This is a genomic window from Paenibacillus pasadenensis, assembly GCF_002864175.1.
GTDB lineage: Bacteria > Bacillota > Bacilli > Paenibacillales > Paenibacillaceae > Paenibacillus_O > Paenibacillus_O pasadenensis.
Map to the genome: position 1 here is coordinate 188,648 of NZ_NFEZ01000004.1, position 25,603 is coordinate 214,250.

The window sequence follows — 25,603 nt, forward strand, 5'->3', positions numbered from 1 at the left end:
CGGAGCGATCCGAATCGGGGGATCAGGCCGTGTACAGCGAGTTTTCCATCAACGTGAGCAGCTTCGTGCGCATGCCCATCAGGCGGGTCAGCGCGGCCTCGCTGAGGTCGAGCCCTTCCGGGCGCAGGCGGGCGTGCTCGCTCTGCAGGGCTTCCAGCTCCTGCGCGTTCCGGTAGGCGCCGGCGCGGTCCAGCAGATCGCCGGTCGCTTGATGCAGCTGCTCGTAGTAGGCGTAGATTTTTTCGGTCATGGTCAATCTTTCCTCTCTCTCTAAAATGAAACTCTCCTCTAGCATGTCCTGCATTCGATGGCTTCTATGCTCCATTAAAGCTGCGGATGATGATCGTACGATCATCGGCAGATGAAGGTTTGGTGTTCGCGGGGCGGTGCCGGGGCGGCGCTGCGCGGCCGGCCTGGATGTTATATACACCGCATTCGGGTCCGAAAAACAAGACAAAATTGTCAGAGAATTTACACAATTATAGGATGGACATTCGGATTTGTCAACTAACCTGACGTCCTCCGGCATCTGGCTTGTCGGACCAGCAGCTGTACTGCGCGGAGAGGATCCAGACGTCGATCAGCGTGCGGACGAAATGATACCCTTGCTGGATGACGATGGCGGCAAGGCCGGCCCAGGCCATCGCCCCAGCGCTGACGCCGGCTTGCAGCAGGCCCGACAGCAGCAGCAGGACGAGGCTGACGCCTGCCAGCGGCAGCAGGCGGCGCAGCGCCTGGCGGAAGCTCGCCCCTGCGCCCAGGCCGCTTGCCGCGCCGAACTGCAGGCTGAGGATCAGCACATGGAGCAGTCCGATCCAGAGCAGCCACGCTCCGGCCCAGGGCAGCGCGTCCGCGGCCAGCTGCGGCAGCGAGCTGTAGTGCTGGAAGCGTTGGAAGCCCTCCCGCGCAAGCCAGACGGCCGGAGCGAGCGCGAGCGTCAGCTCGGCGGCAGCGAGCAGGATGAACGGCTTCCAGCAGACGCGGATGCCCTCGAGGAAGCGCGTGCCTCCTTCGGCTCCGGATTCCGCGGCATGCCGCACGGAGTAGGCGAGTCCGGCGCTCAGCAGCGGACCGAGCAGCAGGCGGGCGAGCAGCAGTCCGCCCAGCAGCCACAGATACGGATGGGCCAGATCCGTCTTGAGCAGCCGGAACTGCGACTCCGCCCAGAAGATCGCGTCTGCGCCGGTGGCGGCTCCGTCCGCCCCGGGATAGCGCTGCACGAGCGGGCGCACGACGGAGTCGACGAGCCGGTACAGGAAGAAGCCCCACAGCAGCCGGTACAGGAACAGGAAGGCGGCGATCGGCAGATGCTTGACAGTCAGCCCCCAGCCTTGCTTGAGATAGGTGGACACGGGATCACGCTCCTTTCTTCCGCCGCCCTCACCAGGCGAACGCTCCTGCGAGCCATTCCAGCGCCTTGACGATGCCGAGGCTGATCCGCACCCGCTGGTCCGCCGGCGCCTCGGCGCGCAGGAAGTTGTTGATCTGCCGGTTGTCCAGCACGTTGAGCCGATCCGGATCGACCGCCGCCCACAGCAGCGGGGAGGAGGAGGTCAGCTTGAAGCTCGTGTCGGCCTCCACGCCGTCCCACATGCGCTCGATCGTCCGTCCGTCGGCGAAGCGGAAGCGGATGTTCACCGGGCCGTATACGCCGTCGAGGCGGCGGATGACGACCTGCGACTCGTAGCCGGGCTTGCCGCCGCCGCTTTCCAGCGGGGAGACGCGGATCGAGTCGACCGCGTAGTCGGCCGTCTGGCCGCCATAGACGAACTGGCTGAAGTAGTCGTCCCAGCTGTCCTTGGTCACCTGCTCCACGACCCGCTTGAAGTCGGCCGTCGTCGGATGCTTGAATTTGTACTGGTTGAAATACGTCCGCAGGATCTTGTTCATCATCGTCGGTCCCGTCCGCTGCTCGATGCCGGTCAGCACGAGCTTCGCCCGGCTGTAGACGTTGTCGGCGTAGCGGCCATGGGAGCCGTACGACCAGGACAGCAGCTTGAGCGGAGCGGGATCGGTGACGTAGCTCGCCTCCAGCGCGGTGCGCGGCTCGACGCCGTACTCGCTTTCCATGATCTTGTCCTCCGAGTAGGAGGTGAAGCCCTCGTCGAGCCAGGCTTCCTCGAATTCATTGGACGCGACCATGCCGTACCAGTACTGATGCCCGATCTCATGCACGACGGTGCGCTCGAGGCTGTAGCCGGGATTGTCCGTATCGGCGCCGAAGGCGGTCACGAGCGTCGGATACTCCATGCCCCCGGCGCCGTTCGCGGCCGTGGGAGGGACGACGATCGACAGCGTGCTGTAGGGATAGGCGCCGTACCACTGCGAGTACTTGGCGAGAGCCGACTTGGCCGCATGCATGTAGCGCTCGGCCAGCTTCTTGTGGAGCGGGTCGAGGTAAAGCTTGATGCGCACGCCGGGCACGCCCGGCGCGGAGAACGCCTCCTCGCTGTAGAGGAAGTCCGGCGAGGCCGACCAGGCGAAGTCATGCACGTCCTCGGCGTAGAACGTGAACGTCTGGCCGTCCTTGGACGCCTCGGCGGGCTTCGTCTGCACGCCGGTCGCCGCCACCTTGTAGCCGGCCGGCACGTCGATCTTGACCGAGTAGAGGCCGAAGTCGCTGTAGAACTCGGAGTTGCCGTGGTACTGATGGGCGTTCCAGCCCTCGGGGCGCGAGCCGGACGCGGTGTTGTAGGCGGCGATCTTCGGGAACCACTGGCCGGCCATGACGAAGCTGCCGGAGTAGCCCATGCGCGCGAACACCTCCGGCAGGCCGACGCTGAAGCCGATGTGCAGCGTCACTTCCTCGCCGGGCGCGACCGGCTGCGGGAGCTTGAGCTTGGCCAGCGTGTAGTCGCTCTCGTTGCCGTCGTCCGGCTGGACGAAGTGCACGCGCGGCATCAGGCTCGCGCCGTCCTCGGTCTTGAGCGACTCCAGCCGCATGTAGCCGCGGCTCGCCTCGGTCGCCTTGTCCTCGCGGAGCCGTCCGCCCGACTCCTTCATGAACGTCGTCTCGTCCGACAGAAAGGCGTTCGGATACAGATGAAGGTACATGTCCGACACGGTCTTCTTGCCGGGATTTTTCCACGTGACGGTCTCGGTGCCGGTCAGCGTCTTGCCGCTCAGCTTGACCTGGATCTGGTAGTCCGTGACGCGCTGGGACAGCGGCTGCGTCACGGGGGCGGGAGCCGGGGAGGCTTCGACTGCGGGCGTGGCGGCCTGTCCGGCGGCAGGCTCCGCGTAGGCCAGTCCCGTTCCGGCCCACGGCAGCGGCAAGAGGGCGAGCAGCAGGGCTGCATGCAGAAAAGGTTTGTATGATCGGCGACAGGTCATGAACCGGTTCCCTCCCGTTGACAAGCTTGTAAGCCATCTATATGTTTGCTTTTGCCGGATTATTAGCTAAAATGAAAAATATCGAATACAAGCCCCTGCTTGTACGCCGGGAGCGGCGTGCGGGCGGGGGCTCGGACCATAGATGGCTTGTCTTTGGACACGGAAAGTCATGGAAGGGAGCGGGGCATGGAAGAGAATAAGGAAGCGAAGCGTCCGGAGGGCGCGGCGGAAGCGGCGTCTGCGGAGGGCGATGCCGGAGCAGGCCGTCCGGACGGCGCGCAAGGAACGCCGGCCGCGGACGCGCAGCCGGCCAAGGGCAAGCGCTCGCTGTCGCTGAACGTCGTCAGCAACAAGGAGCATCGCGGCTTCGGCGCGGGCACGATCGACCTCAGCCGCGTCTCCTCCGTCATCATCGACGGCGGAGAGGCTTACATCGACAACGGCGCGATGCACGCCAAGAGCAAGGTGGAGAAGGGGATCAAGTTCAGCCCCGACAAGGCGAACGTGCCGAACGGCCGTCCGGTGTGGATCGTCTGGGTCGCGGTCGACCGCGACGAGGAGGGCTCTTTCTATGCGGGAGCGACCGCCTGTCCGATGCTCGTCGACACCGAGGCGCGCCGCGGCTGGAAGATTCTCGCCCAGCATGTCAACAACCTCGACTATGCAATCAAGCGCCGCTTCGTGCTGGACGAGCTGTCTCCCGAGGAGAAGGCCGTGCTGCGCGAGCTGCTGATCTCGCACAACGCCGAGTGGTGGGAGCATTCGCCGCAGGCGCTCAAGGATCATCTGGCGGAGTAGCAGGACCGGCCGGAGGCGCGTCGGCTGACGGACCAGGGCGACCGGCCGGCGGCCGGATGATGGAGCGGCATGACCGGCGGGAGCCGGGATAACGGGTAGAGCGGCGAAGCCAGGGGAAGCGGCAGGCGCTGCGGATGCAACGCAAGCGCGGAGCGCGGGCGTTGCTGATGTATCGCAAGTGCTGCCGATGCCACGCAAGCGCGGGCGTTGCTGATGTATCGCAAGTGCCGCCGATGCAACGCAAGCTCGGGAGCTGCGGCTCAGCTTGCGCTGCCTGAGCAGCTGGCAGCTGACGGATTGCCCGCCAGTGTCGAGCATGGCGCTGCTGCACCGCATGCAAAGAGGCTGGCCGGAACGTCCACCGAGGTGGATGTCTCCGGTCAGCCTCTTTTTGTTGTCGTGCCAGAAGGCGGGCGACAGGGGCTCAGGGCCAATCTGGACCGCCTGGCCAACGGCATGCGTGGTCAGGACCATCCGGCTGGCGGCTGCAAGCTCGCTGGAGCAGGTCAGCTGAAACGAGATTAGACGGCTGCTAGCTTTCATTCCGGGTAGGGGCGGCGTCAAGCATGAGTTTGCCTAACGACGAATCAGATCGTAAGAAGAGGTTTGAGAGGGTTTCGCGATTTCTTGCGACGAATCAGCTCGTTAGACGCCAAGTCAGGTCTATTTCGCTCTGATTCTGGGCCCGAATTCGATTTTAACAAGTTGAGGAGTCGTTACGTTTTTCGTAGGTCTATTTTATGGCGTCTAACGAGATGACGCGTCGTTAGAATTCACGGTGAAGCGGATGCCTGACAAGCCTGCCGGCGAGGTCCCGCTCCAGGCCAAAGAGCGGCTCTTTGCCGAGGCCTCTGAGCAGCCCGACTGCCCCAGCCCGACGGTCCCAGCCCGACGGCCCCAGCCGGACTGCCCCAGCCGGAATGTCCCAGCCCGACGGCCCCGACTCGACTTGCCCAGCCCGCCGGCTAAAGCCCCGTCTACTCCTCCTCGCGGAACCCGCGGTAGGCCCGAGCATGAAATCCCTCGATCCAGCGGAACAGCTGCCTGCCGCTGGGAGGAGGCAGCAGGCCGCCTTCGCGTCCGGGCAGCGGCCGGTACATCGCCGCATACGGCTCCGGCACCCAGATGTAGCGATGCACATGCCCGTCCGGGGCAACAAAGCCGGCTCGCTCCCAAAATACGCGTCGACCCTCGTTCTCTTTGCCTGCTCCGGCCTCCGTCTCGATGACGAGCGCGCTCGCGGTCGTCCGCTCCAGCGCCCAGCGCTCCAGCTCGTCCAGCAGACGGCTGCCGAGTCCCTGCCCGCGCAGCGCCGGGTCGACGGCGAGGTAGTCGACGATAAGCCCGCTCCCGCCCGGGCCGGCTAGCGCCATCGCGGCTGCCGGGTGAAGGCGCGCCTGCGAGTCCTCGTTTGCCAGCACGAACACATACGCCTGGCCGCGCTCCAGCATGCGGCGCAGCAGCGCCTCCGGCTTGCGCCCGTGAGGCGGGAAGGAGCGTTCGTAGATGGCCCGCGCGGCGGGCCAGAGAGGATGGTTGAGACGGTCGAGAATGTGCAGCGGCATGCGGAGAGCCTCCTTTTCGTGCCCTCAGTATACCCTTCCCGGAAGGCCCTGAAAACGCTAATAGGGCCTCTGCTTGTCGGCTGACAACCAGAAGCCCTATCTCCTGCAAAACCGGTTCCTATTCAATTAGACACTGACACTCCATTCCCAGCAGCTTGCGTAGCCTAACGCTTGCTTCCGTCTCAGATTTCGTTTCCTCCATACAGAATGTACCACAGGTTCGTGTGCGCAACAGATTTCAACTTCTGTACCCGCATGTCCGCTCGGCCCTGCACGGGGAGCCAGCTTCACCGACCGGAATGTGTTGCCTTCCAGCCGGGGACATGCTTCGCTTACCGTCTCCAATGGACTATCCCCTTCCTGTGAGGAGTGCCTTCATTATAGCTCATCTTTACAATTGATTAAATAATCAGAATATTATGAAAAGATCAGAAATCGGGCGGATTCCGCCTTCTTCGGCATCAGGCGCCGCCTTTCCGCATCTTCTTGCGAAATTAAGCGGTTTCTCTTCCGCTCGCGTCTATCGGGGCTTATCCAGCAACTTCCTCTTCGGAGACGGCGTCTAACTAAGCGTTGCCATGACGCAAGATTCAGCATGCTATCGGGGAAGGAATGAGAATGTGAAGCAAGCAAGGAAACCGGACCGGACGTCCGGCGCCGCCCGCAGGCGGCTCGCGCTGTCGCTGGCGGCTCTGCTCGGAACGGGCGCGGCGGCCGTGCCCGGCCAGGCCGAAGCGGCGGCGCAGATCCGGCTGTACCTGGACGGGCAGGCGCTTGTCTCGGAGGCGCCTCCTTATATCGTACCCAAGGCGGACGTGACGATGGTGCCGCTGCGCGTCGTCAGCGAAGGGCTCGGCGCATCCGTAAGCTGGTCGGCCAAGGAGCGCCGGGCGGACATCGCGATGTCCGGCAGCGAAATTTCGCTCGTCATGGGACAAAGCTACGCGACCGTGAACGGAGCCCGCGTGAAGCTGGACGCTTCCGTGCAGATGAAGCAGAGCCGCACGATGGTGCCGCTGCGCTTCGTCGGCGAGCAGCTCGGGCTCGGCGTCGCCTGGAGCAGCGCCGACCGGACCGTCAAGCTGACCTCGCCCGGCGGCGAGCCTGGAGCGACCCCCGGCACGACGCCGGGCCCGGGCGCCACGCCGAGCCCCAGTCCGAATCCGAGCGCCACGCCGGCGCCGAGCGCGACGCCGGGAACGAATCCCGTCCCGAGCGCGACGCCGTCGCCGACCCCCGGCCAGGTCGTGCCGGGCCCGGGCGCCCCGGCCAAGCTGCGCGGGACATGGGTGTCGACCGTCTACAACCTCGACTGGCCGAGCGCCGCCTCCGCCAAGAGCAACGACAGCGCCAAGCAGAAGCTTGAGTTCACGGCGCTGCTCGACGAGCTGCAGGCGATGGGCATGAACGCGGCGTTCGTGCAGGTGCGTCCGGCGGGCGACGCCTTGTATCCGACGCTGCTCAGCCCGTGGTCCGCGTTCCTCACCGGCAAGCAGGGGCTCAAGGCGGACTACGATCCGCTGGCGTTCATGATCGACGAGGCGCACCGGCGCGGGATGGAGCTGCATGCCTGGTTCAATCCGTTCCGCGCGGCCAGCACGGCCGATCCGGCCCAGCTCGATGCGGGCAGCATCGTGCGCCAGCATCCGGAGTGGATCGTGAACTCCGGCGGCAAGCTGTACGTCAACCCGGGCATCCCGGCGGCGCGCCAGGCGGTCATCGACGCGATCGTGGAGGTGGCGGCGCGATATGACGTGGACGGAATCCATCTGGACGACTACTTCTACCCGTCCGGCTCGGCGTTCGACGACGAAGGAACGTACAAGCTGTACAGCGCCGGTACGCTCCTGTCCAAGGGCGACTGGCGGCGCGGCAACATCAACGCCTTTGTCGAGCAGCTCGACCGGGCGGTCCACGCGGCGAAGCCCTCGATCCGATTCGGCATCAGCCCGTTCGGCGTCTGGCGCAACCAGTCGACCGATCCATCCGGCTCCGAGACGAAGGCGGGCGTGACCGCCTACGACAGCATGTACGCCGACGTCCGCCTGTGGGTGCAGAAAGGCTGGCTCGACTACGTCGCGCCGCAGATCTACTGGAGCTTCGCCCACCCGACCGTGCCGTACGGCAAGGTGGCGGACTGGTGGCAGCGCACGGTGCGCGGCACCGGCGTCGACCTGTACATCGGCCACTCGCCGTACAAGCTCGGCACGACCGAGGCCGGCTGGCAGTCGTCGTCGGAGATCGTCCGCCAGCTCGACTACAACCAGCTGGCCGGCTCCGTGACGGGCGAGCTGTTCTTCAGCGCCAAGGATTTGCGGCGCAACCCGCTCGGCATCGCCGACGCGCTGCGTTCCTACTACGCCGGAGCGCAGTGAGGCGAGCGGCTGCAAGCCGCCGGGGCTGAGCTGACGACCGGTGCAGGCCAGCGGATGGTTTGCCTGTGCCGGCCGACGTCGAAGCAGCCGTGCCCGTACGCCCGGCATAGGACCACGACATGAAAAAGGGGCTGCCTCGACTCCGCTTGCGGGAGTCGAGGCAGCCTCTTCTTGTTCTACCCTACCAGTTGTTGCCGCTTACGCGCGTCACGGTGAAGCTCGGGCTCTTGCTCTCGCCGTAGATGGCCTGCACGCCCGGGTTGTTCACCTTCACGTTGGTGAAGCTGGCTTGGCCGTAGACCGGCCCTTGGCCCTGCTCCGCGCTGGCGACGAGCTTGATGCCGTAGCGGGACGGGTTGTTGATCGTGACGTTTTCGACGCGAACGTTCTGCATCGGCAGATTTTCCGGAGACTTGGACTGGAACATCAGGCCGAAGTAGACCGGGTTGTTGATGTCGACGTTTTTCACGAGGATGTTCTTGAACGTGCGGTCGCCGCCGAAGAACCAGATGGCGCCGAAGTTCTGGTAGTCGTTGATCTTGTCGTCCGCGCCGACGCTCGTCCAGAAGTCGCCGCCGGTGCGGTCGAGCGTGACGCCGTCGATGACCGTATCCTTGTCGCCGAAGCCGAGCGTGTTGTAGCCGAAGCTCAGGCTGCTGATCGTCAGGCCCGGATAGGTGAGCGTGTCCGCGCCGTACAGGTTCTGGTACAGGTTGTCCGAGCCGCCGTACACGGCGAACGCGGCGGCGCGGCGCACGCAGGTCGCGGTCAGGTTACTGTACTTGTTGCCGACGTTGTAGGAGCCGCCGGCGTCGACGGCGCTGAACAGCGCGAACGCGTCGTCGCCCGCTCCGCGGGAGTAGTTGTTGTCGATGACGTTGTACGACGAGCCGTTCGTCATGTTGATGCCGTCGGCGAACGTGTTTTTGATCCGGTTGTCCTTGAACGTGTTGTTCGAGGAGTTCACGCCCCAGTACAGGCAGATGAAATGCTCGACCCAGATGTTCTGGACGGTCACGTTCTGCATGCCGTTGCCGTCGATGAACTTGCCCGGGCCGTCGGTGCGGTAGACGTAGTTGCCCCATGCCGACAGGTCGCGGATCGTCGAGCCGTTGGCCGTCGAGCTGATGTTGAAGCCGATATCCGTGTTGGTCTGGGAAGCCGGAGCGACGAGCTTCGTGTGCCATGGGCCGGCGCCGATAATTTCCGTCGCGCGTCCGTACAGATAGATCTTGCTGCCGAGCTCCCACTGGCCCGCCGGGATGAAGATGCCCTTCTTGGTCGCGTCCTGGCGGAACTCGTTCAGCGCCTGCTCGATCGACCTGGAGGCGGACACCTGCACGTACTTGCTCGGATCGGGGTTGGAGGCGGCCGGAGCGACCTGCTCCGTCTCGAGCATGTCCACGTAGATCCACGGCACGTCGCCGGCATCCTTCTGGATCTTGATCTTCGTTCCCGCCGGGTAGACGGTGTCGAGCAGCAGCTGCGCGTCCTCGTACAGCCAGTAGGCGGTCAGGCCGGAGCCCGGCGCGTTGTCATAGCCGAGCCGTCCGAGCGTGCTCGGCGTGGCGTACACATGCGAGAACTTGGACGTGACGTTGAACTTGCCCTTGGAGACGCCGTTCGCGTACAGCGTGATCGTGCCGCTCGTGCTTTCGGCGACGGAGCTGCGCAGCACGAAGGCGTTGGCCGGCGAGGTCAGCGTGAACTCGACGTATTCGCCGCTGGCATCCAGCTGGACGGCAGAGCGTCCCGACGCTTCGCCGGCATAGTCGCCGGGCTTGAAGTTCGGCGCCAGGCGCGTGCCGTTCGTGGCGTTGCCCGCCGCCTCGGCCTCGAGGATCGTGAACGGCATGTTGGCGCCGCGGCCGGAATAGAGGCTGGAGGTGCTCGTATTGTTCTGCTGCTTGACCGCGACCTCGTTGCCGTCGGCCGCTACGGTCGTCGTGACGCTGTAGCTGCCGTTGACGGCGGTCCAGGTGCCGGCCGTGACGTTCGCGGAAGCGCCGGCGGCGAGCGAGCCGGCGTAGGACGCGTTCCACGTCTGCACGGTCGCTCCGGCGGCGTTTTTCAGCACGACCGTAATCGGATGGGCGCCTGCGGCGGAGGCCGCGTTGCCCTGGTTCTTCAGGTTGACGGAGAAGGTGACGGTGTTGCCCGCGCTCGGATTGCCCGGCGTCCACGACGTCGTGGCGATCAGGTCGGAGCTCGTCACCGGCGCGACGACGAGGGAGGAGGAGTGCGTGTAGCTGTTGTTCGACTCGTTCTGCTCGACGACCGTATTGTTCGGATCGACGTTGGCGCCGGGCGCGTACGTGCCGGCGTTGCGGGCGCCGATGTTCAGCGAGACGGTCGTCGATGCGCCGGCTGCAAGCGCGCCGACCGCGGCGGTGCCGACCTGCTCGGTCCCGAGCAGGAAAGCGACCGTCGTCGCGCCGGAGGCGAGCGTGCCGCTGTTCTGCACCGTGGCGCTCAGCGTGATGGCGTTGTTCTCGACCGGCGAGGACGGCGTCCAGGACATGCCCGTCACCTTCAGGTCGGGATTGGCCGCCGGCATGCCGTACACTTCGAACTCCGCCACTTGGCCGGCCGGAGCGCCGGAGTTGGCGGTGATGTTCAGCTGCACCTGCTTGGCCGTCGCCGTCACCGGAATCGTGATCTTGTTGCCGGTGGCGGGGTTGAACGTGTAGGACTGGGAGGAGACGAGGCTCGTGAACGAGGAGCTGGCCTGCGTATTGCCCAGCACCTGAATCGTCTGCGTGCGCGTGCCCCACGCGCTCGACGGGTCAAGCTTCAGGACGATCGAGCTCAGGCTGTGGTTCGTGCCGAGATCGACGGTCAGCTGGCTTGGATTGCCGCCGCCTTCCCAGTACGTCGTCGCGCTGCCGTCATTGGCGTTCGTCGCGACGAACGTATGGACGACGGACGAGGCCGTGATCGGCTTGTTCAGCGCGACGTTGCTCCCCGTCGGAGGCGCCGTCGGGGTCGGGGTAGGCGTTGCCGTCGGCGTGGCCGTCGGAGTCGGAGTCGGCGTCGCGGTTGGAGTCGGAGTCGGCGTCACGGTTGGCGTGGCCGTCGGCGTCGCGGTCGGAGTCGGAGTCGGAGTCGGCGCGGAAGCGCCGTAGATCTCGAATTCCGACAGCTGGCCCGCCGGCCAGCCCGTATTGGCGGTGAAGCTAAGGCGGACATAACGCGCCGAGGCGGCCGAGAATCCGATCGTCACGGCGTTGCCGCCGGTCGGATTGAACGTATAGCTCGCCGAGCCGACGAGCGTCGAGAACGTGCTGCCGTTCGCGCTGCCCTGCACGGACAGCGTCTGCGAGCGCGTTTCCCAGCCGGACGGCAGCTTCAGCACGATCTGGTCGATGCTGGCGCTCGCTCCGAGGTCGATCTGGATCCATTGCGGAAAGGCGTTGTTGACGCTCTCCCAGTACGTGCCCGCATTGCCGTCGTTGACGTTGCCGGCGCCGTAGACGTCGGCGTAGCCGCTCGCGGTCGCCGCCTTGCCGAGCGCAAGGTTCGGGCCTCCCGCGGCATCCGCCGGCGCAGGCGCCAGCGACAGCTGCGAGAGCAGCACCATGCACGCGAGCAGCCAGGAGACATAGCGATTTCGAACCGGAGCCTTTCGTTTCGCTTGAAGGTTCGTGGACATCATGTACCTCCTCGTTCAATTGGAGTGCTTCAATGATATAAAACGCTTTCATCATTTCCGGTCATGCCCCGCCTTGTCTGTCTTCGCCTCCCTCCGGACCGTTCCGGCCGGTCCTGCTGTCATTTTAAGCCAGCCATGGACGAGCCTTGAAGATGCGTTCCTACGAGGATCAGGTGCGTTTCTATGCCGTGCGGACCGAGAGGCGCTTCACGGCAGAGGCGGAGCGCCCCTCGGTCCCTCGGCGCTTGTCCGTTGCCGCCCCGCTTGTCCGGCATATACTACGGCATCAACCGCACGAGGAGGGATTCTCATGTCTCAATGGCTTGATGCCAAAGCCTCGCAGAATGCGAGCTACGGCAGCTCGATCTCGATTCCGCTTGCATCGGGAGGCTCCCTGCAGCTGGTCGCCCAGCAGACGCTCGATCTGTCTCTTGGAACGGCGGGCGGTACGGTAGTGGAGTTTTCAGGCACCGTCACGGTCCAGCAGCCGACCGCTGCCGCCGATGCGGTCATCTCGTTCTACGTCATTCGCGGGCTGACTCCGTTCGTCGGCACCGTCGTCTACACGCTGGATCAGGATCTGCTCGCGACGGAGGTCGGTCCGCGCGCGATCAGCTTCACCGGCTCCGATTCCGGAGCGCCGAACGCATCGTCCGCTCCCTATTCGGTCTTCGTCACCTCCAGCGTGGCGGGCATCCTGCGCGTCGGACCGGAAAGCTTCAACTTTACCGGCTACAGCAGCTGAAAGGCCGGGGCGCCTCTTCATCAAGCAGAGGCGCCTTACATATAGATGAAAGAAGGAGAGGCAAGAAGGGAAGGCAATTCGGGCGAGGAGGGACAGCATTGACCGATGTTGGAATCGTCATGCCGGTCTACAGGCAGAAAAGAGAGTTCCTGACGGCGGCCGTACAGTCGGTGCTCGCGCAGACGCATCGCGGCTTCCGCTTCGTGCTCGTCATCGACGGAGCGCCGGAGATGGAGCCGCTCGTCCAGGAGCTGACGGCGGGAGATCCGCGGGCGGAGATCATCGCCTATCCGGACAACAGAGGCGTCGCAGCCGCATTGAATACGGGCTTCGAGGCGCTGCTCGCCGATCCGGCGATCCTGTACCTGACCTGGGTCTCGACGGACAATGTGTACGGCCCCGACTATGTCGGCGTGCTGCGCTCGGCGCTCGTCCAAGGCCCGCCGGAGCTCGGCCTCGTCTTCAGCTCGTTCCGCAGCATCGACGACGAGGGGCGGCAGCTGCGCTCGGAGGCCGAGCTGGCGGCGCTGCGCGTCTATCAGGCCCAGCCGGAGGAGCGGCTGCTCGATTATTCCATGGTCGGCGTCTCGTTCATGTACAAAGCGCAGTACGCCCGCCAGATCGCCGGCTACGGCATGCAGCCAGTCGAGGATTACGACTACTGGCTCCGCCTGAGCGAGACCTGCCGCATGAAGCATCTGCCGGTGGAGCTGATGGACTACCGGGTCGACTCGGCGCACAGCATCTCCGCCCAGCTGCGCGGCCCGCAGGAGCATCGGCGATGGCGCTATGCCTATCATCTCGTCCGCCACCAGGCCCGGCTGCGGCGGGGAATTCCGGCCCAGCTGACCGTGCTGTTCCCGCTCGGGCTTGCTTTGGACAACGAGATCGAGGTGCTGGAGGATCTTTACGAGCAGTCGTTCAGCAACTACAGCTGCATCGTGCTCGATCTGTCCGAGTCTCAGCAGCCGACGTCGGCGCTCGGCGCCATCTCCCACCCGACGACGAGCTTCAAATGGTGTCCCGGCATGGGGGTGTCGCCCGCGATTCTGTACGCGGCGCAGCATGTGACGACGCCTTATGTGCTGGTGCTCGGTCCGGGCCGGTTCCGCGAGGTGGTCGATCTCCAGCAGCTGATCGACTACGCGGATGCGAACGGCAAGCCGGGCGAGCTGTCCTGGTTCTACGGAGACGGCCCTGCGCCGGCGCCGATCTCGATCCGGCGCGGCACGGATGCGGCCGAGCCGCCGGGCAAGCCGAACCTGTTCCACGAGCTGTTCCGCACGGACGGCCTCGTCCGCCTGCTCGGCGCGATTCTCGGAACGGAGGGGCCGCCGTGAAGCTGCTGTTCACGTTTTTCAACCCGAGCGGAGGCATGGAGACGTTGAACCGGATTCGCGGCCAGGCGCTGACGGAGGCGGGGCATGAGGTGCATCTGCTCTATACGAGCGGCGGGGAAGGGAGGAAGAACATCACCGACCTGCCCGTCCATATCCTGTCCGATCCCGCGGCGATCGGGCAGCATGTCCTCGCCGGAGGCTACGACGCCATCGTCGTCTGCACGGACATCTGGACGATGGAGCATATTCGAGAGGCCGGGTACCGCGGCCGCATCGTCTTCGAAGTGCAGGGACTCGGGCGGATCGAGGAGGCGCGGGCGGTGATGGCGGAGTTCAGCGGGCACATCCGCCGCCATGCCGACGGGCTGCTGTTCCCCCGCACGGATCATCTCGTCGCCTTGATGAAGCAGCATCTGCCCGATGTGCCGCAGTTCTGCTTCGACAATCCGCTCGACACGTCCGGCTTCGGCTATGTCGCCTATCCGCCCAAGCCGTACCCGATCGTCGGCTGGATCGGACGGATTACCGCCAACAAGAACTGGCGGGAGTTCATCGCCATCGGCGAGCGGCTGCTGGCGGCGAATCCGTCGATTTATTTGTGGATGTTCGGCGACGCGACGCTGTTCGAGCCGCTGGAGCAGGAGGCGTTCGAGCTCTGGCTCGCCTCCTCGCCTTATGCGGAGCGGCTCATCCGCCATTCCAACGTGCCGCACGGGCAGATGGCCGATTATTTGAGCCTGATCGGGGATTCGGGCGGCCTGCTCTGCTCGACGTCCCATCTCGAGGGCTTCGGCTACGCGGTCGCCGAGGCGATGCTGTGCCGCTGCCCGGTGCTGTCCAGCGATTCGGACGGCATCCGCCGCTTCGTGCAGCCGGAGGCCACCGGCATGCTGTACCCGGTCGGTCAGGTCGACATCGCGGTCCGCAAGGCGCTGGAGCTGATGAACGACCGGCAGCGGCGGGAGCGGATGCGCGAGCGCGGCCAGGCGCATATCCGGGCGACATTTTCCAAGGAGGCGTACGCCAAGCGGTTCGGCGGCATGCTGAAGAAGCTGATGGCGGCGTCGCCCCGGAGATGACGGACGGGAAGCAAAAAAATCCTGCCGGAGCGATCCGGCAGGGCGGAGCATGGAAAAGCCCGGCATCCCGCGCGGTGGGGGAGGCCGGGCCGATTCATTTTCGACCGGATCGGAAAATCGAGACGAGCATATAAAGGAACATGACGGCGGCGATCGTGAAGCCGATCTCCAGCACCGGGAAGCGCGAGAGCAGGCCCGGCTGGCGGCCGATCGAGGAGCCGACGACGAGTCCGGCCATGATGATGCTGAAGCTGAGCAGCACGATGCTGAAGCTGAGCCGTCCGCTGATGCGGTCCAGCTTTTTCATCATGCGGTCGACGTCCTTCACCGACAGCTCGAGCGGCAGCTTGCCGCGCGCGACGAATCGTCCGAGGCTGCGCAGGCGCGAGGGAAGCTCGCCCAGCAGGTCGACGTATTCCGCGGCGTAGCCGGCGGCCGCCTCGGCGAGGCGGGCCGGCTTCAGCCGGTCGAGCAGCAGCTTTTTGCCGAACGGCTCGGCTACGGTGACGACGCTGAAGTCGGGATCGAGCGAGGAGATGACGCCTTCGAGCGTCAGCAGCGTCTTGCCGAGCAGCATGAAGTCGGCGGGCATGCGGATGCGGTGGCGGTACGACACCTGGAACAGGTCGGTGACCGCTTCGCCGAGACTGATGTCGGCGAAGGAGATCAGGTAATACTTTTCCCGCAGCCGGTCCACGTCGCGCCGCAGCTCCTGCCAGTCGGCGCTCTCCGGGATGAGCCCCATCGCCTCGATCGCCTGGATGACGCCGTCGGTGCTCTGGCGGCGCAGGGCGATGATGAGCGAGGCAAAATGCTCCTTCATGCCCGGGGTCAGCCGTCCGGTCATGCCGAAGTCGAGCAGCCCGATGACCGGCCGCGGTCTCGGGTCCGAATCGTCCGCTCCGCCCTCCGCGGCGGAGGCGGACCGAGGTCCGGTCCGCTTGCCTTCCGCCGCCGGGAGGATGAGCACGTTGCCGGGATGCGGATCGGCGTGGAAATGCCCGGACAGGAACACCTGCTCCAGAATGACGCGGCATACCGCCTCGGCGATCTCGGTGCGGTCGAAGCCCGCCTGCTCGAGCGCGGCGGCGTCATGGAGCTGGATGCCGGGGATGAATTCCATCGTCAGCACGCGGCGGCTGCTCAGATCCCACCAGATGCGCGGGATGCGGATGTCCTTGCGGCCCTCGAAGTGCGCGGCGATCCGCTCGGAGCTGCGGCCTTCGTGCGTGTAGTCGAGCTCCGCGCCGAGCGAGGCGGCCAGCTCCTCGACGAGCTCGGAGGCGCCGTACTGCCGCGCCCACTGCAGCCGGTGCTCGGCCATCCGCGCGAGATGGCGCAGGATGTCGAGGTCGGTCTCGACCGTCTTAAGGATGCCGGGGCGCTGCACCTTGACGGCGACCTCCTCGCCGGAGCGCAGTCGTGCGCGGTGCACCTGCCCGATCGAGGCGGCGGCTACGGGCTCCGGCTCGAAGCTGCGATAGACGGAATCCAGCGGCGAGCCGAGCTCCTCCTCGACGACGCGGCGGACTTCCTCGAACGGAAACGGAGGCACCTTGTCCTGCAGCCGCTGCAGCTCCTCGATGATGTCCGGCGGAAACATGTCATGCCGGGTGCTGGCGATCTGGCCCATCTTGACGAACGTCGGGCCGAGCTCCTGCAAAAAAGACCGGAGGCGTTCTCCGGTCGTGCGGGTAGGCTGATGATGCTGGCTCTCGACGCTGCGCCAATGCGGGATGAGCCGGGTGAGGCCGAGCTCCCGGACGAAATAGCCGAAGCCGTTGCGGGCAAAGGCGAGCGCGATCTCGCGATAGCGCTGCAGATGGCGCAGCCGGCGGATGGCCGTCATCGGCCGTGGCCGTCCGGCTCTCCGCCCGGCTCCGGGCCGGCGCCTGCGTCTGCGGACGGCTGGACGGCCGGCGGCACGTCGGGGCCGGCCTTGCCGGTCCCCTCATAGGCGCCGTCTTCGCCGGCCGCTCCATGGGGAAGCGCCGCCGGCGCATCGCCCGCGGGCGCGGACGGCGCATGGCCAGAGGCGGCGCCGAGCCGCGCTTCCAGCTCCGCGACGCGAGCCTCGAGCCGCGCCAGCTCGCTGCGATGAACGAGCTCCAGCTCATCCGTGACGTCCTTGACCCGCTCGCGGATGAACGTCTCCAAGCCGCTGCGGGCTTCCTGTCCGCGCGAGATCATGCTGCTGACAAACTGCTGCGAGTCGGCCTTGCTCATGTCGCTTCGGGCCGACAGCTCCTGCGCCAGCTTCTCCGCCTGCTCCTTCGTCGAAGCGGCGAGGCCGAGCCCCAGCGAGAATGCTTTGTTCAAGAGGTCTTTCATGAATCGACACCTGCCTTCTTTTCGAGTCTATCGTCAACATTTCCCATCCTTGCTTCTTCATTATACTCGACGCATCGGGGTTAATCACCCGCTTCGGCACCAGGCGGCAGGCCCGAGGCCCGGCCGATGAAGCTAGGGCGTGTTTGCAAACCCGCTCAGGGGCATCTATCGCCGCCTTTTTGCCCCCTGCTTCGTCACGCAGACTCGACGTACTCCCGGTACGCCTTCGTCTACGTTCCTCCCAGGGATCAAAAATTCGGGCCTATCTGCTTCCTTCGGAGATTGCAAGCACGCCCTAGCGCTTGCGCCACCAGCGGGAGAGGCCGCCGAGCCAGCCGCGCTCCTGGTCCGCCCGGGCCGGCTTGGCGGACGGATCGGCGGCAGCGGGATTCGCGACGGCCTCTGCGCCGGAGGCCGAGCTGCCGTCGCAGGCGCCGACCGGCTCCGTGCCGGCGACGAACAGCTCCATCCGCCAGCCGGAGCAGCCGGGGCCGTAGCGCAGGCCGCTCGCCGGATCGACGGCGACGCTGACGACGCCGTCCGGCACTTGGAACGGCCGCGCGGGCCGGCCGCTCAGCGCGTTCTCGGTGAAGGAGGCGAAAATCGGCGCCGCGCGGTGGGCTTCCGATGCCGTCAGGCTGCGGCCCTTGTCATAGCCGGTCCAGACGGCTGCGGCCAGGTCGGGCGTATAGCCGACGAGCCAGGCGTCGTCGGCCGTCGTGCCGGTCTTGCCGGCGACAGGGCGGCGGATCATCGCGGAGACGCGGCTGCCGGTGCCGCCGGTCTCGAATACGCTCTCCATCAGGCTGGTGAGCACGTACGCATGAGCGGGGTCGGACACCCTCGACAAGCGCGGCTCGGCGCGGTACAGCACCTCGCCCTTGCTGTCCTCGACGCGCAGGATCGCCGTCGGCTCGGCGCGCACGCCTCCCGCGGCAAGCGCGCCGAACGCAGATGCCATCTCCAGCGGGCTCGCCGGGTACGTGCCGAGCGCGAGCGAGGGCAGCGGCTGCATGTCGCCGGCAAGCCCGAGCTGCCGGGCGACGGAGACGACCTTGTCGGCGCCGATGCGCAGGATCGTGTTGACCGCGTACGTGTTGTCGGAGCTCGCGATCGCCTCGCGCATCGTGATGTCGCCGCCGGCGTAGCGGTCGTGGTAGTTGTGCGGCGCGTACGTCTTGCGGCCGCCGTCGTAGCTGAAGATCGTCGGCGCGCTCGTGAACGGCGTCACCGGGGTCAGCCCGTTCTGGAGAGCGGCCAGGTACAGGATCGGCTTGAACGACGAGCCGGGCTGGCGGCGCGACAGCGCCCGGTTGAACGGACCGGTGCGGTAGTCGCGGCCGCCGACCATCGCGCGGATATAGCCGGTCGACGGCTCGATCGCGACAAGCGCCGCCTGCTGCTGCGAGCTGGCGGGCAGCCCTTCCTTGACGGCGGCTTCCGCCGCTTGCTGCATGGCCGGATCGAGCGTCGTATAGATGCGCGCGCCGCCCTCGCTGATCAGCCCTTCGTCGAGGCCGAGCTGGTCGACTGCCGTCTGCCGCACATAGTCGCGGAAGTACGGCGCGCCGCCCCCGCTGCCGGCCGGCTGCAGCGGCTTCAGCTCCAGCTTTTCCGCGCGGGCGGCAGCCGCCTGCTCGGCGGTGATCGCGCCGGTCTCGACCATCGCGGCGAGCACGAGCTTCTGCCGGCGATAGGCGTTCGCTTCGTTCAGATAGGGCGAGTAGTATTTCGGCCCCTTCGGCACGCCGGCGAGCATCGCGGCCTCCGCCAGCGTCAGCTCGGAAGCGTGCTTGCCGTAGTACATCTTGGACGCCCGCTCGATGCCGTACGCGCCATGCCCGTAGTAGATCTGGTTGAAATACTGGCCGAGGATCTGCTCCTTGGACAGGTTCATCTCCAGCTGGGCGGTGTACGCCGCCTCCTTGAGCTTGCGCTTCCACGTGCGCTCATGGGTGAGATAGAGGTTTCGGGCGAGCTGCTGCGTGATCGTGCTCGCCCCTTGGCGGGCGCGGCCGCTCTCGAGGTTGACGAGCGCGGCGCGGGCCATGCCGCGCAGGTCGAAGCCGCCATGGCTGTAGAAGCGGCGGTCCTCGATGGCGATCGTCGCCTCGACCAGATCGGGAGAGATGCGGGAGAGGGGCACGCTTTCTCGCGTCTGTCCGGCGTGGAAGGAGTCGAGCAGATTGCCGGAGGCGTCGTAGATCTGCGTCACCTCCGACGCGGACGAGACGGGCAGCGACTGCAGGCGCAGCGTCAGCAGCACGGCCGCGAGCAGCAGCAGCGCGAGCGAGAAGCCGGTGCCGGCGAGCAGCGCCAGCCAGCGCAGCGGGCTGCGCGAGCGATGGCCGGAGCGGCCTTCGGCGAGAGGCGGCCGGGCGGCCTTTGGCGAGCTTTCGGCCTTCTTTTTCCGGCGCCAGGCGGGACGTTTGGTCACGAGCGGTTCCTCCCGAGGATTCGGCATGGTTTTCCATAGTATGGATATCGGGAGGCGGGAATATACGAGCCCGGCGAGAGGGCCGTTCCGCTCTTTAAAACCGCTGTAAAGCCATGCGGAAAGGGTTTGTATTGAGGGGGGCTTTTGACTATAATACAGGTTGAACCGTCGACCTTAAGGGGGAGGAATCGGCAAGATCCGCTTTTGCCCGGGCCGCCTTTTGATGATAGATTCAAACCTGAAGAAGAAAGAAGGGACTCTTACCATGGAATTGTGGTATACCGAGAAACAGACCGAGTCGTACGGCATCACCGCCAAAGTAAAGGAAACCTACGTCCACGAGCAGACGGACTTCCAGCAGCTCGCCATGATCGAGACCGAGGAGTTCGGCACGATGCTCGTGCTCGACGGCATGGTCATGACGACCGACAAGGACGAGTTCGTCTACCATGAGATGGTCGCCCACCCGGCGCTCAACACGCATCCGAACCCGGAGCAGGTGCTCGTCGTCGGCGGCGGAGACGGCGGCGTCGTGCGCGAGATCCTCAAGCATGAGAAGGTCAAGCGCGTCGTGCTCGTCGACATCGACGGCAAGGTCATCGAATACTCCAAGAAGTATCTGCCGAACATCGCATCCGGCCTGGACGACGCGCGCGTCGAGGTGCATGTGAACGACGGCTTCATGCATATCCACGACCACAAGAACGAATACGACGTCATCATGGTCGACTCCACCGAGCCGGTCGGCCCGGCGGCCAACCTGTTCACGCGCGGCTTCTACCAGGGCATCTACGAGGCGCTCAAGGAAGACGGCCTGTTCGTGGCGCAGACGGACAACCCTTGGTTCAAGGCCGACCTCATCCAGAGCGTCAACCGCGACGTCAAGGAAGTGTTCCCGGTCGTGCGCGTGTTCTGGGCCAACGTGCCGACGTATCCGTCCGGCCTCTGGACGTTCACGATGGGCTCCAAGCAGCATGATCCGCTCGCGGTCGACGAGACGGCGATTCCGGAGCGCGAGACGAAGTACTACACGCCGCGCCTGCACAAGGCCGCGTTCGTGCTGCCGAAGTTCGTCGAGGATCTGGTGAAATAAATGAAAATCGACCAGAAATACTCCGGCAACGTCTTCATCCTGAGCTCCGAGAACTATGAAGCTTCGCGCGCCGTCATCTACGGCATGCCGATGGACTTCACCGTGAGCTTCCGTCCCGGCTCCCGCTTCGGCCCGGCCCGCGTCCGCGAGGTGTCGATCGGCCTCGAGGAGTACAGCCCGTACCTCGACCGCAGCCTCGAGGACATCGAGTACTTCGACGCCGGCGACCTGCTGCTGCCGTTCGGCAACGCGGCCCGCTCGCTCGACATCATCGGCGAGTTCGTCGCCGGCGTGCTGGCGGACGGCAAGATGCCGGTCGGCATCGGCGGCGAGCATCTCGTCAGCTGGCCGATCTTCCAGGAGGTCTACAAGAAGTACCCGGACCTCGCGATCATCCACTTCGACGCCCACGCGGACCTGCGCGAATCGTACGAAGGCGAGCCGCTGTCCCACTCGACGCCGCTGCGCAAGGCGGCCGGCCTGATCGGCGGCCAGAACGTCTACCAGTTCGGCATCCGCTCCGGCTCCCGCGAGGAGTGGCAGTTCGCCCGCGAGAACATCAACTTCCACCCGTTCGAGGTGCTCGAGCCGCTCAAGAAGGCGCTGCCGGAGCTGGAAGGACGTCCGGTCTACCTGACGATCGACATCGACGTGCTGGATCCGTCGGCCGCGCCGGGCACCGGCACCGCCGAAGCGGGCGGCATTACGAGCAAGGAGCTGCTCGAAGCGGTGCACGCGATCGCGCGCTCCGGCGTGAACGTCGTCGGCTGCGACCTCGTGGAGGTCGCGCCGGCCTACGACCCGACGGAGCAGACGCAGATCGTCGCTTCCAAGGTCATTCGCGAGATGCTGCTCGGCTTCATCAAGTAAAGGGCTTTTTCGTTCCCCGCCGCTTCCTTTGGAAGGGCGGGGATTTTTCGCTTTCGGCGGCGCCGGCTGCTTGAACCTCTTCTTCTTTGGCCATACTGGCTGATAGAATCCAAGGAGGTGCTTGAAACATGGGACTGCTGCCGATTCATGAGCATCTGGCGGAGCTGTGGACGATCCGCGAGCGCCGCGCGCTGACGGACGAGGAGCAAGCGGACTTCGAGCATTGCCTGGCGGTGAACGCCTCGCATTGCCGGCGTCTGGCCAATCTGTACAATATGTCGCTGCTGGCGTCGATGACCGACGATACGGAGTGGCATCACGAAATCTGCGGCAAGATCGAGAAGCTCGACGGCACGCCGCCGGCCTTCCGGGGCAAGAACGGCCAGATGTAGAGCTGGCGCCGGCCCGTCTCGACTTGCCGTCCCGAGGAGGGATCCGCTTGTCGGAGCCGACCAAAGTCTACTCGTTCCCGCCGCTCATCGAGCCGGGGGCGACCGTGCTCGTGCTGGGCAGCATGCCCGGCGTCAAGTCGCTGCAGGCGCAGCGCTACTATGCGAACGACCGCAATTTTCTATGGCGCATCCTGTACGCCCTGTCCGGCCGCGAGCCGGACGAGACGTACGAGGAGCGCGTCCGCTACGCCGCCCGCATCGGCGTCGGCATGTGGGACATGATCGGCTCATGCGTCCGGCCGGGCAGCCTCGACATGAACATCCGCGACGCGGAGCCGAACGATCTGCCGGGACTGGTCGAGGCGCATCCGACGCTGCGGGCGCTCGCCTTCAACGGCACGAAGTCGCATTCGATCTATGTGAAGCATTTCAAGGACCATCCGGCTCTGGCGGGCCTCGATCTGCTGCGGATGCCGTCGACGAGCCCCGTGCCGACTCCGGCGATGCGCACGCTGGAGGACCGGCTGCAGGTGTGGGAGGGGCTGAAGCCGTACTTGCGGATTCCCGCCGGGAGCTAGCCTTCCCGAGGAGGCTGCCCTCCGGCAGCCAGCCTCCCAGGAGGCTGCCCTCCAAGCCGCCTTGCTGTCTTTGCAGCTAGGGCGGCTTTTTGGCATTCGTTCGTCAAGTCGCGCACGGCGCTGCATGGCCTTGCCGGGAGGGGAGTACGAACGAGGGAGCCAGGCGCGCCCTGATCGGGCCACGAGCGCGATACGGACACATGAGGGGACTCAAAGTTCCCTGATCGAGCCAGCGAGCGCGATTCAGACGCACGAGGGAACTCAAACTTCCCTGGCCGAGCCAACGAGCGCGAATCGGACGAATGAGGGAACTTAAAGTTCCCTGGTCGAGCCAACGAGCGCGAATCGGACGCATGAGGGAACTCAAAGTTCCCTGGTCGAGCCGACGAGCGCGATTCAGACGCATGAGGGAACTCAAAGTTCCCTGATCGAGCCGACGAGCGCGATTCAGACGCATGAGGGAACTCAAACTTCCCTGGTCGAGCCAACAGGCGCGAATCGGACGCACGAGGGAACTCAAAGTTCCCTGGTCGAGCCGGTTATTCGGGCTTGGCCATGTCGCCTCTTGCCGGGTTTCCTCCCCTAGCGGCGCCCTTTCGAGAATTGCTGCTTCGCCGCGCGCGGCGAGCGGCCGGCCCGCTGGCCGGCTGCCCGAGGAGCGGCCGGCCCGCTGGAGCTTTCGCGGCGGACAATCATTGAAACTTTCGCCCGCCATGTATATAGTAAATAGGAACAATCGACAGGAAGCGCCAAAGGAGGAGAACGCCATGGAACGGAACGATCGAGCCCCCGCCAAGCCGGATCGCCCCGCGGACAGCGCCGGCCCCGCTGGATCGGCCGGCCGGGCCGGCGGCTCTGCCGAGGGGGGGCCGGTCGCCCGGCCTAGTCCCGCCAGGCTTGCCGTCGACATCGCCGTCAGCAGCATGCAGGACGGCAAGCGCGAGCCCGCCGCGCGCCATCGCGGCGAGCTCATCCCCAAGGGGCGTTCCCTTTACCTGCGGTACGAGGAGCGGGACGAGCTGCACGGCGTCGTGCGCACGACGCTTCGCTGGAACGGCGAGGAGCTGACGCTCACGCGGCGCGGCGGTCTGGAGTCCGACCAGACGTTCGCGGCCGGGCAGTCTCGCGGCGGGCGCTATGCGTCGCCGCATCTGTCGTTCCCGCTCGTCACCGAGACCGAGGAGCTGGCGGCATCTTCCCCCGGCGAGGGGCTGCTGCCGCTGACGCTGTCGTGGACGTACCGGCTGCGCATCGAAGACGAGTCAAGCGGCCGCTTCCAACTGCGGCTTACGATACAGGAGGCTAATCAACCATGAGTCAGAACGTGCTGGAGCAAGTCTATACCGCCATCCGCGAGGGCATCGCCGATGCCGTCGTCGCCGCCGGCCTGGCGCCCCGCGAGGAGCTGCCGGTATTCGCGCTGGAGGTGCCCCGCGACAAGTCGCACGGCGACCTCGCGACGAACGCCGCGATGCAGCTGACCAAGCTCGCCCGCAAAAACCCGCGCCAGATCGCCGAGGCGATCCTGGAGCATCTGGACAAAGGCAAGGCGTCCATCCTGTCGGCGGAAATCGCCGGCCCGGGCTTCATCAACTTCCGCCTGGACCGCGCGTATCTGTATCCGGTCGTCGGCCAGGTCGAGGCCGCCGGCGAGAATTACGGACGCGGCGCAGCCACCGGCAAGCGCGTGGAGGTCGAGTTCGTCAGCGCCAACCCGACCGGCAGCCTGCACCTGGGCCATGCCCGCGGCGCGGCCGTCGGCGACGCGCTGTGCAACGTGCTCGACTTCGCGGGCAACGAAGTGACGCGCGAGTACTACATCAACGACGCCGGCGCGCAGGTGAACAACCTCGCGAGGTCGATCGAGGCGCGCTACCGCCAGCAGCTCGGCCAGCAGGCGGAGCTGCCGGAGGACGGCTACCACGGCGAGGACATCGTCGGCTTCGCCAAGGAGCTGGCCGCGGAGAAAGGCGACGGCCTGCTCTCGCTGACGGACGAAGAGCGCTTCGCGTTCTTCAAGGCGTACGGCCTCGAGCGCGAGCTCGGCAAGATCAAGCGCGACCTCGAGCGCTTCCGCGTGCCGTTCGACCTGTGGTACAGCGAGACGTCCCTTTACGAAAAGGGACTCGTCGTCCAGGCGCTCGACGCGCTGCGCGAGAAGGGCCAGGTGTACGAGGAAGAAGGCGCGACGTGGCTGAACACGACCGCCTACGGCGACGACAAGAACCGCGTCCTCATCAAGAACGACGGCTCCTATACGTACCTGACGCCGGACATCGCCTATCACCGCGACAAGTACGGCCGCGGCTACGATACGATGATCAACATCTGGGGCGCGGACCATCACGGCTACATCCCGCGCATGAAGGCCGCCATGGAGGCGCTCGGCAACGATCCGGACAAGCTTGTCGTGCTGATCGCCCAGATGGTCAGCCTGTTCCAGAACGGCGAGAAGGTCAAGATGTCCAAGCGCACCGGCAAAGCCGTCACGATGGAGGATCTGATGGACGAAGTCGGCGTCGATGCGATCCGCTACTTCTTCACGATGCGCAGCATGGACTCGCATCTGGACTTCGACATGGACCTGGCCGTCTCCACCTCCAACGAGAACCCGGTCTACTACGTGCAGTACGCCCACGCGCGCATCTGCAGCATCCTGCGCCAGGCCGAGGAGCAGGGCGTCAGCCGGCTGCCGCTGGAGCAGGTCGAGCTCTCGCGCCTGACGAGCGAGCATGAATACGACCTGCTGCTCAAGCTCGCCGAATATCCGCAGGAGATCCGCCAGGCGGCCGAGCAGCATGCGCCGCATCGCCTCGTGCGCTATGTGTACGAGCTGGCCTCGCAGCTGCACAGCTACTATCGCGCGGAGCGCGCCATCACCGAGGATGCGGCGCAGACGCAGGCGCGCCTCGCCCTGCTGGCCGCCGTCCGCGCCGTCATCGCCAGCGCGCTGCGCCTCATCGGCGTATCCGCGCCGGAGCGCATGTAGCCGCTAGCGTTTCTTCCCCGCCAAAA

The 25,603-nt window shown here is 65.8% G+C and carries 19 protein-coding genes; 11 read left to right on the plus strand and 8 right to left on the minus strand.

Annotated features, from left to right (window positions below; all coding sequences use genetic code 11):
• Positions 1–22 precede the first annotated feature (22 nt).
• The 3 genes from B8V81_RS10550 to B8V81_RS10560 all read right to left on the minus strand — a co-directional run bounded on the left by B8V81_RS10550 (position 23) and on the right by B8V81_RS10560 (position 3,333).
• Positions 23–250, minus strand: a complete 228-nt coding sequence (locus B8V81_RS10550) for a hypothetical protein (protein ID WP_028600652.1) — start codon at positions 248–250, stop codon at positions 23–25.
• Positions 251–503: 253 nt separating this feature from the next.
• Positions 504–1,352, minus strand: a complete 849-nt coding sequence (locus B8V81_RS10555; RefSeq protein WP_101808337.1) for a hypothetical protein — start codon at positions 1,350–1,352, stop codon at positions 504–506.
• A gap of 28 nt (positions 1,353–1,380) precedes the next feature.
• Complete coding sequence (locus B8V81_RS10560; protein WP_101808338.1) at positions 1,381–3,333, minus strand: M1 family metallopeptidase; 1,953 nt, start codon at positions 3,331–3,333, stop codon at positions 1,381–1,383.
• Positions 3,334–3,519: 186 nt separating this feature from the next.
• Between B8V81_RS10560 and B8V81_RS10565 the strand changes: the two genes are divergently transcribed.
• Entirely contained in the window at positions 3,520–4,131 is a 612-nt protein-coding gene (locus tag B8V81_RS10565) for a YwhD family protein (protein ID WP_101808339.1), read from the plus strand.
• 977 nt (positions 4,132–5,108) lie between these two features.
• Here B8V81_RS10565 and B8V81_RS10570 read toward each other — a convergent pair.
• On the minus strand, positions 5,109–5,696 hold the full coding sequence (locus B8V81_RS10570; protein WP_101808340.1) for a GNAT family N-acetyltransferase: 588 nt from the start codon (positions 5,694–5,696) through the stop codon (positions 5,109–5,111).
• Between the two features lie 620 nt (positions 5,697–6,316).
• Between B8V81_RS10570 and B8V81_RS10575 the strand changes: the two genes are divergently transcribed.
• The gene (locus tag B8V81_RS10575; protein WP_244912750.1) at positions 6,317–8,071 is read left to right on the plus strand and encodes a family 10 glycosylhydrolase; all 1,755 of its coding nucleotides are present in this window, start codon (positions 6,317–6,319) and stop codon (positions 8,069–8,071) included.
• 181 nt (positions 8,072–8,252) lie between these two features.
• Here the strand turns inward: B8V81_RS10575 and B8V81_RS10580 are convergent, their stop codons facing one another.
• Positions 8,253–11,723, minus strand: coding sequence for a discoidin domain-containing protein (locus tag B8V81_RS10580; protein ID WP_101808342.1), 3,471 nt, complete (start codon positions 11,721–11,723; stop codon positions 8,253–8,255).
• A 310-nt stretch (positions 11,724–12,033) separates the two neighbouring features.
• Between B8V81_RS10580 and B8V81_RS10585 the strand changes: the two genes are divergently transcribed.
• The 3 genes from B8V81_RS10585 (at position 12,034) to B8V81_RS10595 (ending at position 14,887) form a co-directional block, all read left to right on the plus strand.
• A complete protein-coding gene (locus B8V81_RS10585) occupies positions 12,034–12,468 on the plus strand; it encodes a hypothetical protein (protein WP_101808343.1) in 435 nt (144 codons plus the stop codon).
• 98 nt (positions 12,469–12,566) lie between these two features.
• Positions 12,567–13,808, plus strand: a complete 1,242-nt coding sequence (locus tag B8V81_RS10590; protein WP_028600646.1) for a glycosyltransferase family 2 protein — start codon at positions 12,567–12,569, stop codon at positions 13,806–13,808.
• Positions 13,805–14,887 (plus strand): glycosyltransferase family 4 protein, encoded by a 1,083-nt coding sequence (locus B8V81_RS10595; RefSeq protein ID WP_101808344.1) that lies wholly within the window; start codon positions 13,805–13,807, stop codon positions 14,885–14,887. The genes B8V81_RS10590 and B8V81_RS10595 overlap by 4 nt, the downstream gene beginning before the upstream one ends.
• Before the next feature lie 94 nt (positions 14,888–14,981).
• On the opposite strand, the gene B8V81_RS10600 is transcribed toward B8V81_RS10595, so the two are convergent.
• The 3 genes from B8V81_RS10600 to B8V81_RS10610 all read right to left on the minus strand — a co-directional run bounded on the left by B8V81_RS10600 (position 14,982) and on the right by B8V81_RS10610 (position 19,655).
• Positions 14,982–16,736 (minus strand): ABC1 kinase family protein, encoded by a 1,755-nt coding sequence (locus B8V81_RS10600; protein WP_101808345.1) that lies wholly within the window; start codon positions 16,734–16,736, stop codon positions 14,982–14,984.
• Entirely contained in the window at positions 16,733–17,218 is a 486-nt protein-coding gene (locus B8V81_RS10605; protein WP_101808346.1) for a phasin family protein, read from the minus strand. The genes B8V81_RS10600 and B8V81_RS10605 overlap by 4 nt, the downstream gene beginning before the upstream one ends.
• A gap of 295 nt (positions 17,219–17,513) precedes the next feature.
• The gene (locus B8V81_RS10610; protein ID WP_028600643.1) at positions 17,514–19,655 is read right to left on the minus strand and encodes a transglycosylase domain-containing protein; all 2,142 of its coding nucleotides are present in this window, start codon (positions 19,653–19,655) and stop codon (positions 17,514–17,516) included.
• Positions 19,656–19,920: 265 nt separating this feature from the next.
• Here B8V81_RS10610 and speE point away from each other — a divergent pair, with 265 nt between their 5' ends.
• The 6 genes from speE (at position 19,921) to argS (ending at position 25,577) form a co-directional block, all read left to right on the plus strand.
• On the plus strand, positions 19,921–20,748 hold the full coding sequence (speE, locus tag B8V81_RS10615) for a polyamine aminopropyltransferase (RefSeq protein ID WP_028600642.1): 828 nt from the start codon (positions 19,921–19,923) through the stop codon (positions 20,746–20,748).
• Positions 20,749–21,618, plus strand: coding sequence for an agmatinase (speB, locus tag B8V81_RS10620; RefSeq protein WP_028600641.1), 870 nt, complete (start codon positions 20,749–20,751; stop codon positions 21,616–21,618).
• A gap of 128 nt (positions 21,619–21,746) precedes the next feature.
• Entirely contained in the window at positions 21,747–22,010 is a 264-nt protein-coding gene (locus B8V81_RS10625) for a DUF7667 family protein (protein WP_180968421.1), read from the plus strand.
• 47 nt (positions 22,011–22,057) lie between these two features.
• Positions 22,058–22,588, plus strand: a complete 531-nt coding sequence (locus B8V81_RS10630) for a DNA-deoxyinosine glycosylase (RefSeq protein ID WP_101808348.1) — start codon at positions 22,058–22,060, stop codon at positions 22,586–22,588.
• A 767-nt stretch (positions 22,589–23,355) separates the two neighbouring features.
• The gene (locus B8V81_RS25230; protein WP_180968422.1) at positions 23,356–23,904 is read left to right on the plus strand and encodes a YwiB family protein; all 549 of its coding nucleotides are present in this window, start codon (positions 23,356–23,358) and stop codon (positions 23,902–23,904) included.
• A complete protein-coding gene (gene argS / locus B8V81_RS10640; protein WP_101808350.1) occupies positions 23,901–25,577 on the plus strand; it encodes an arginine--tRNA ligase in 1,677 nt (558 codons plus the stop codon). Before B8V81_RS25230 ends, argS begins: the two co-directional genes overlap by 4 nt.
• Positions 25,578–25,603: the final 26 nt, after the last annotated feature.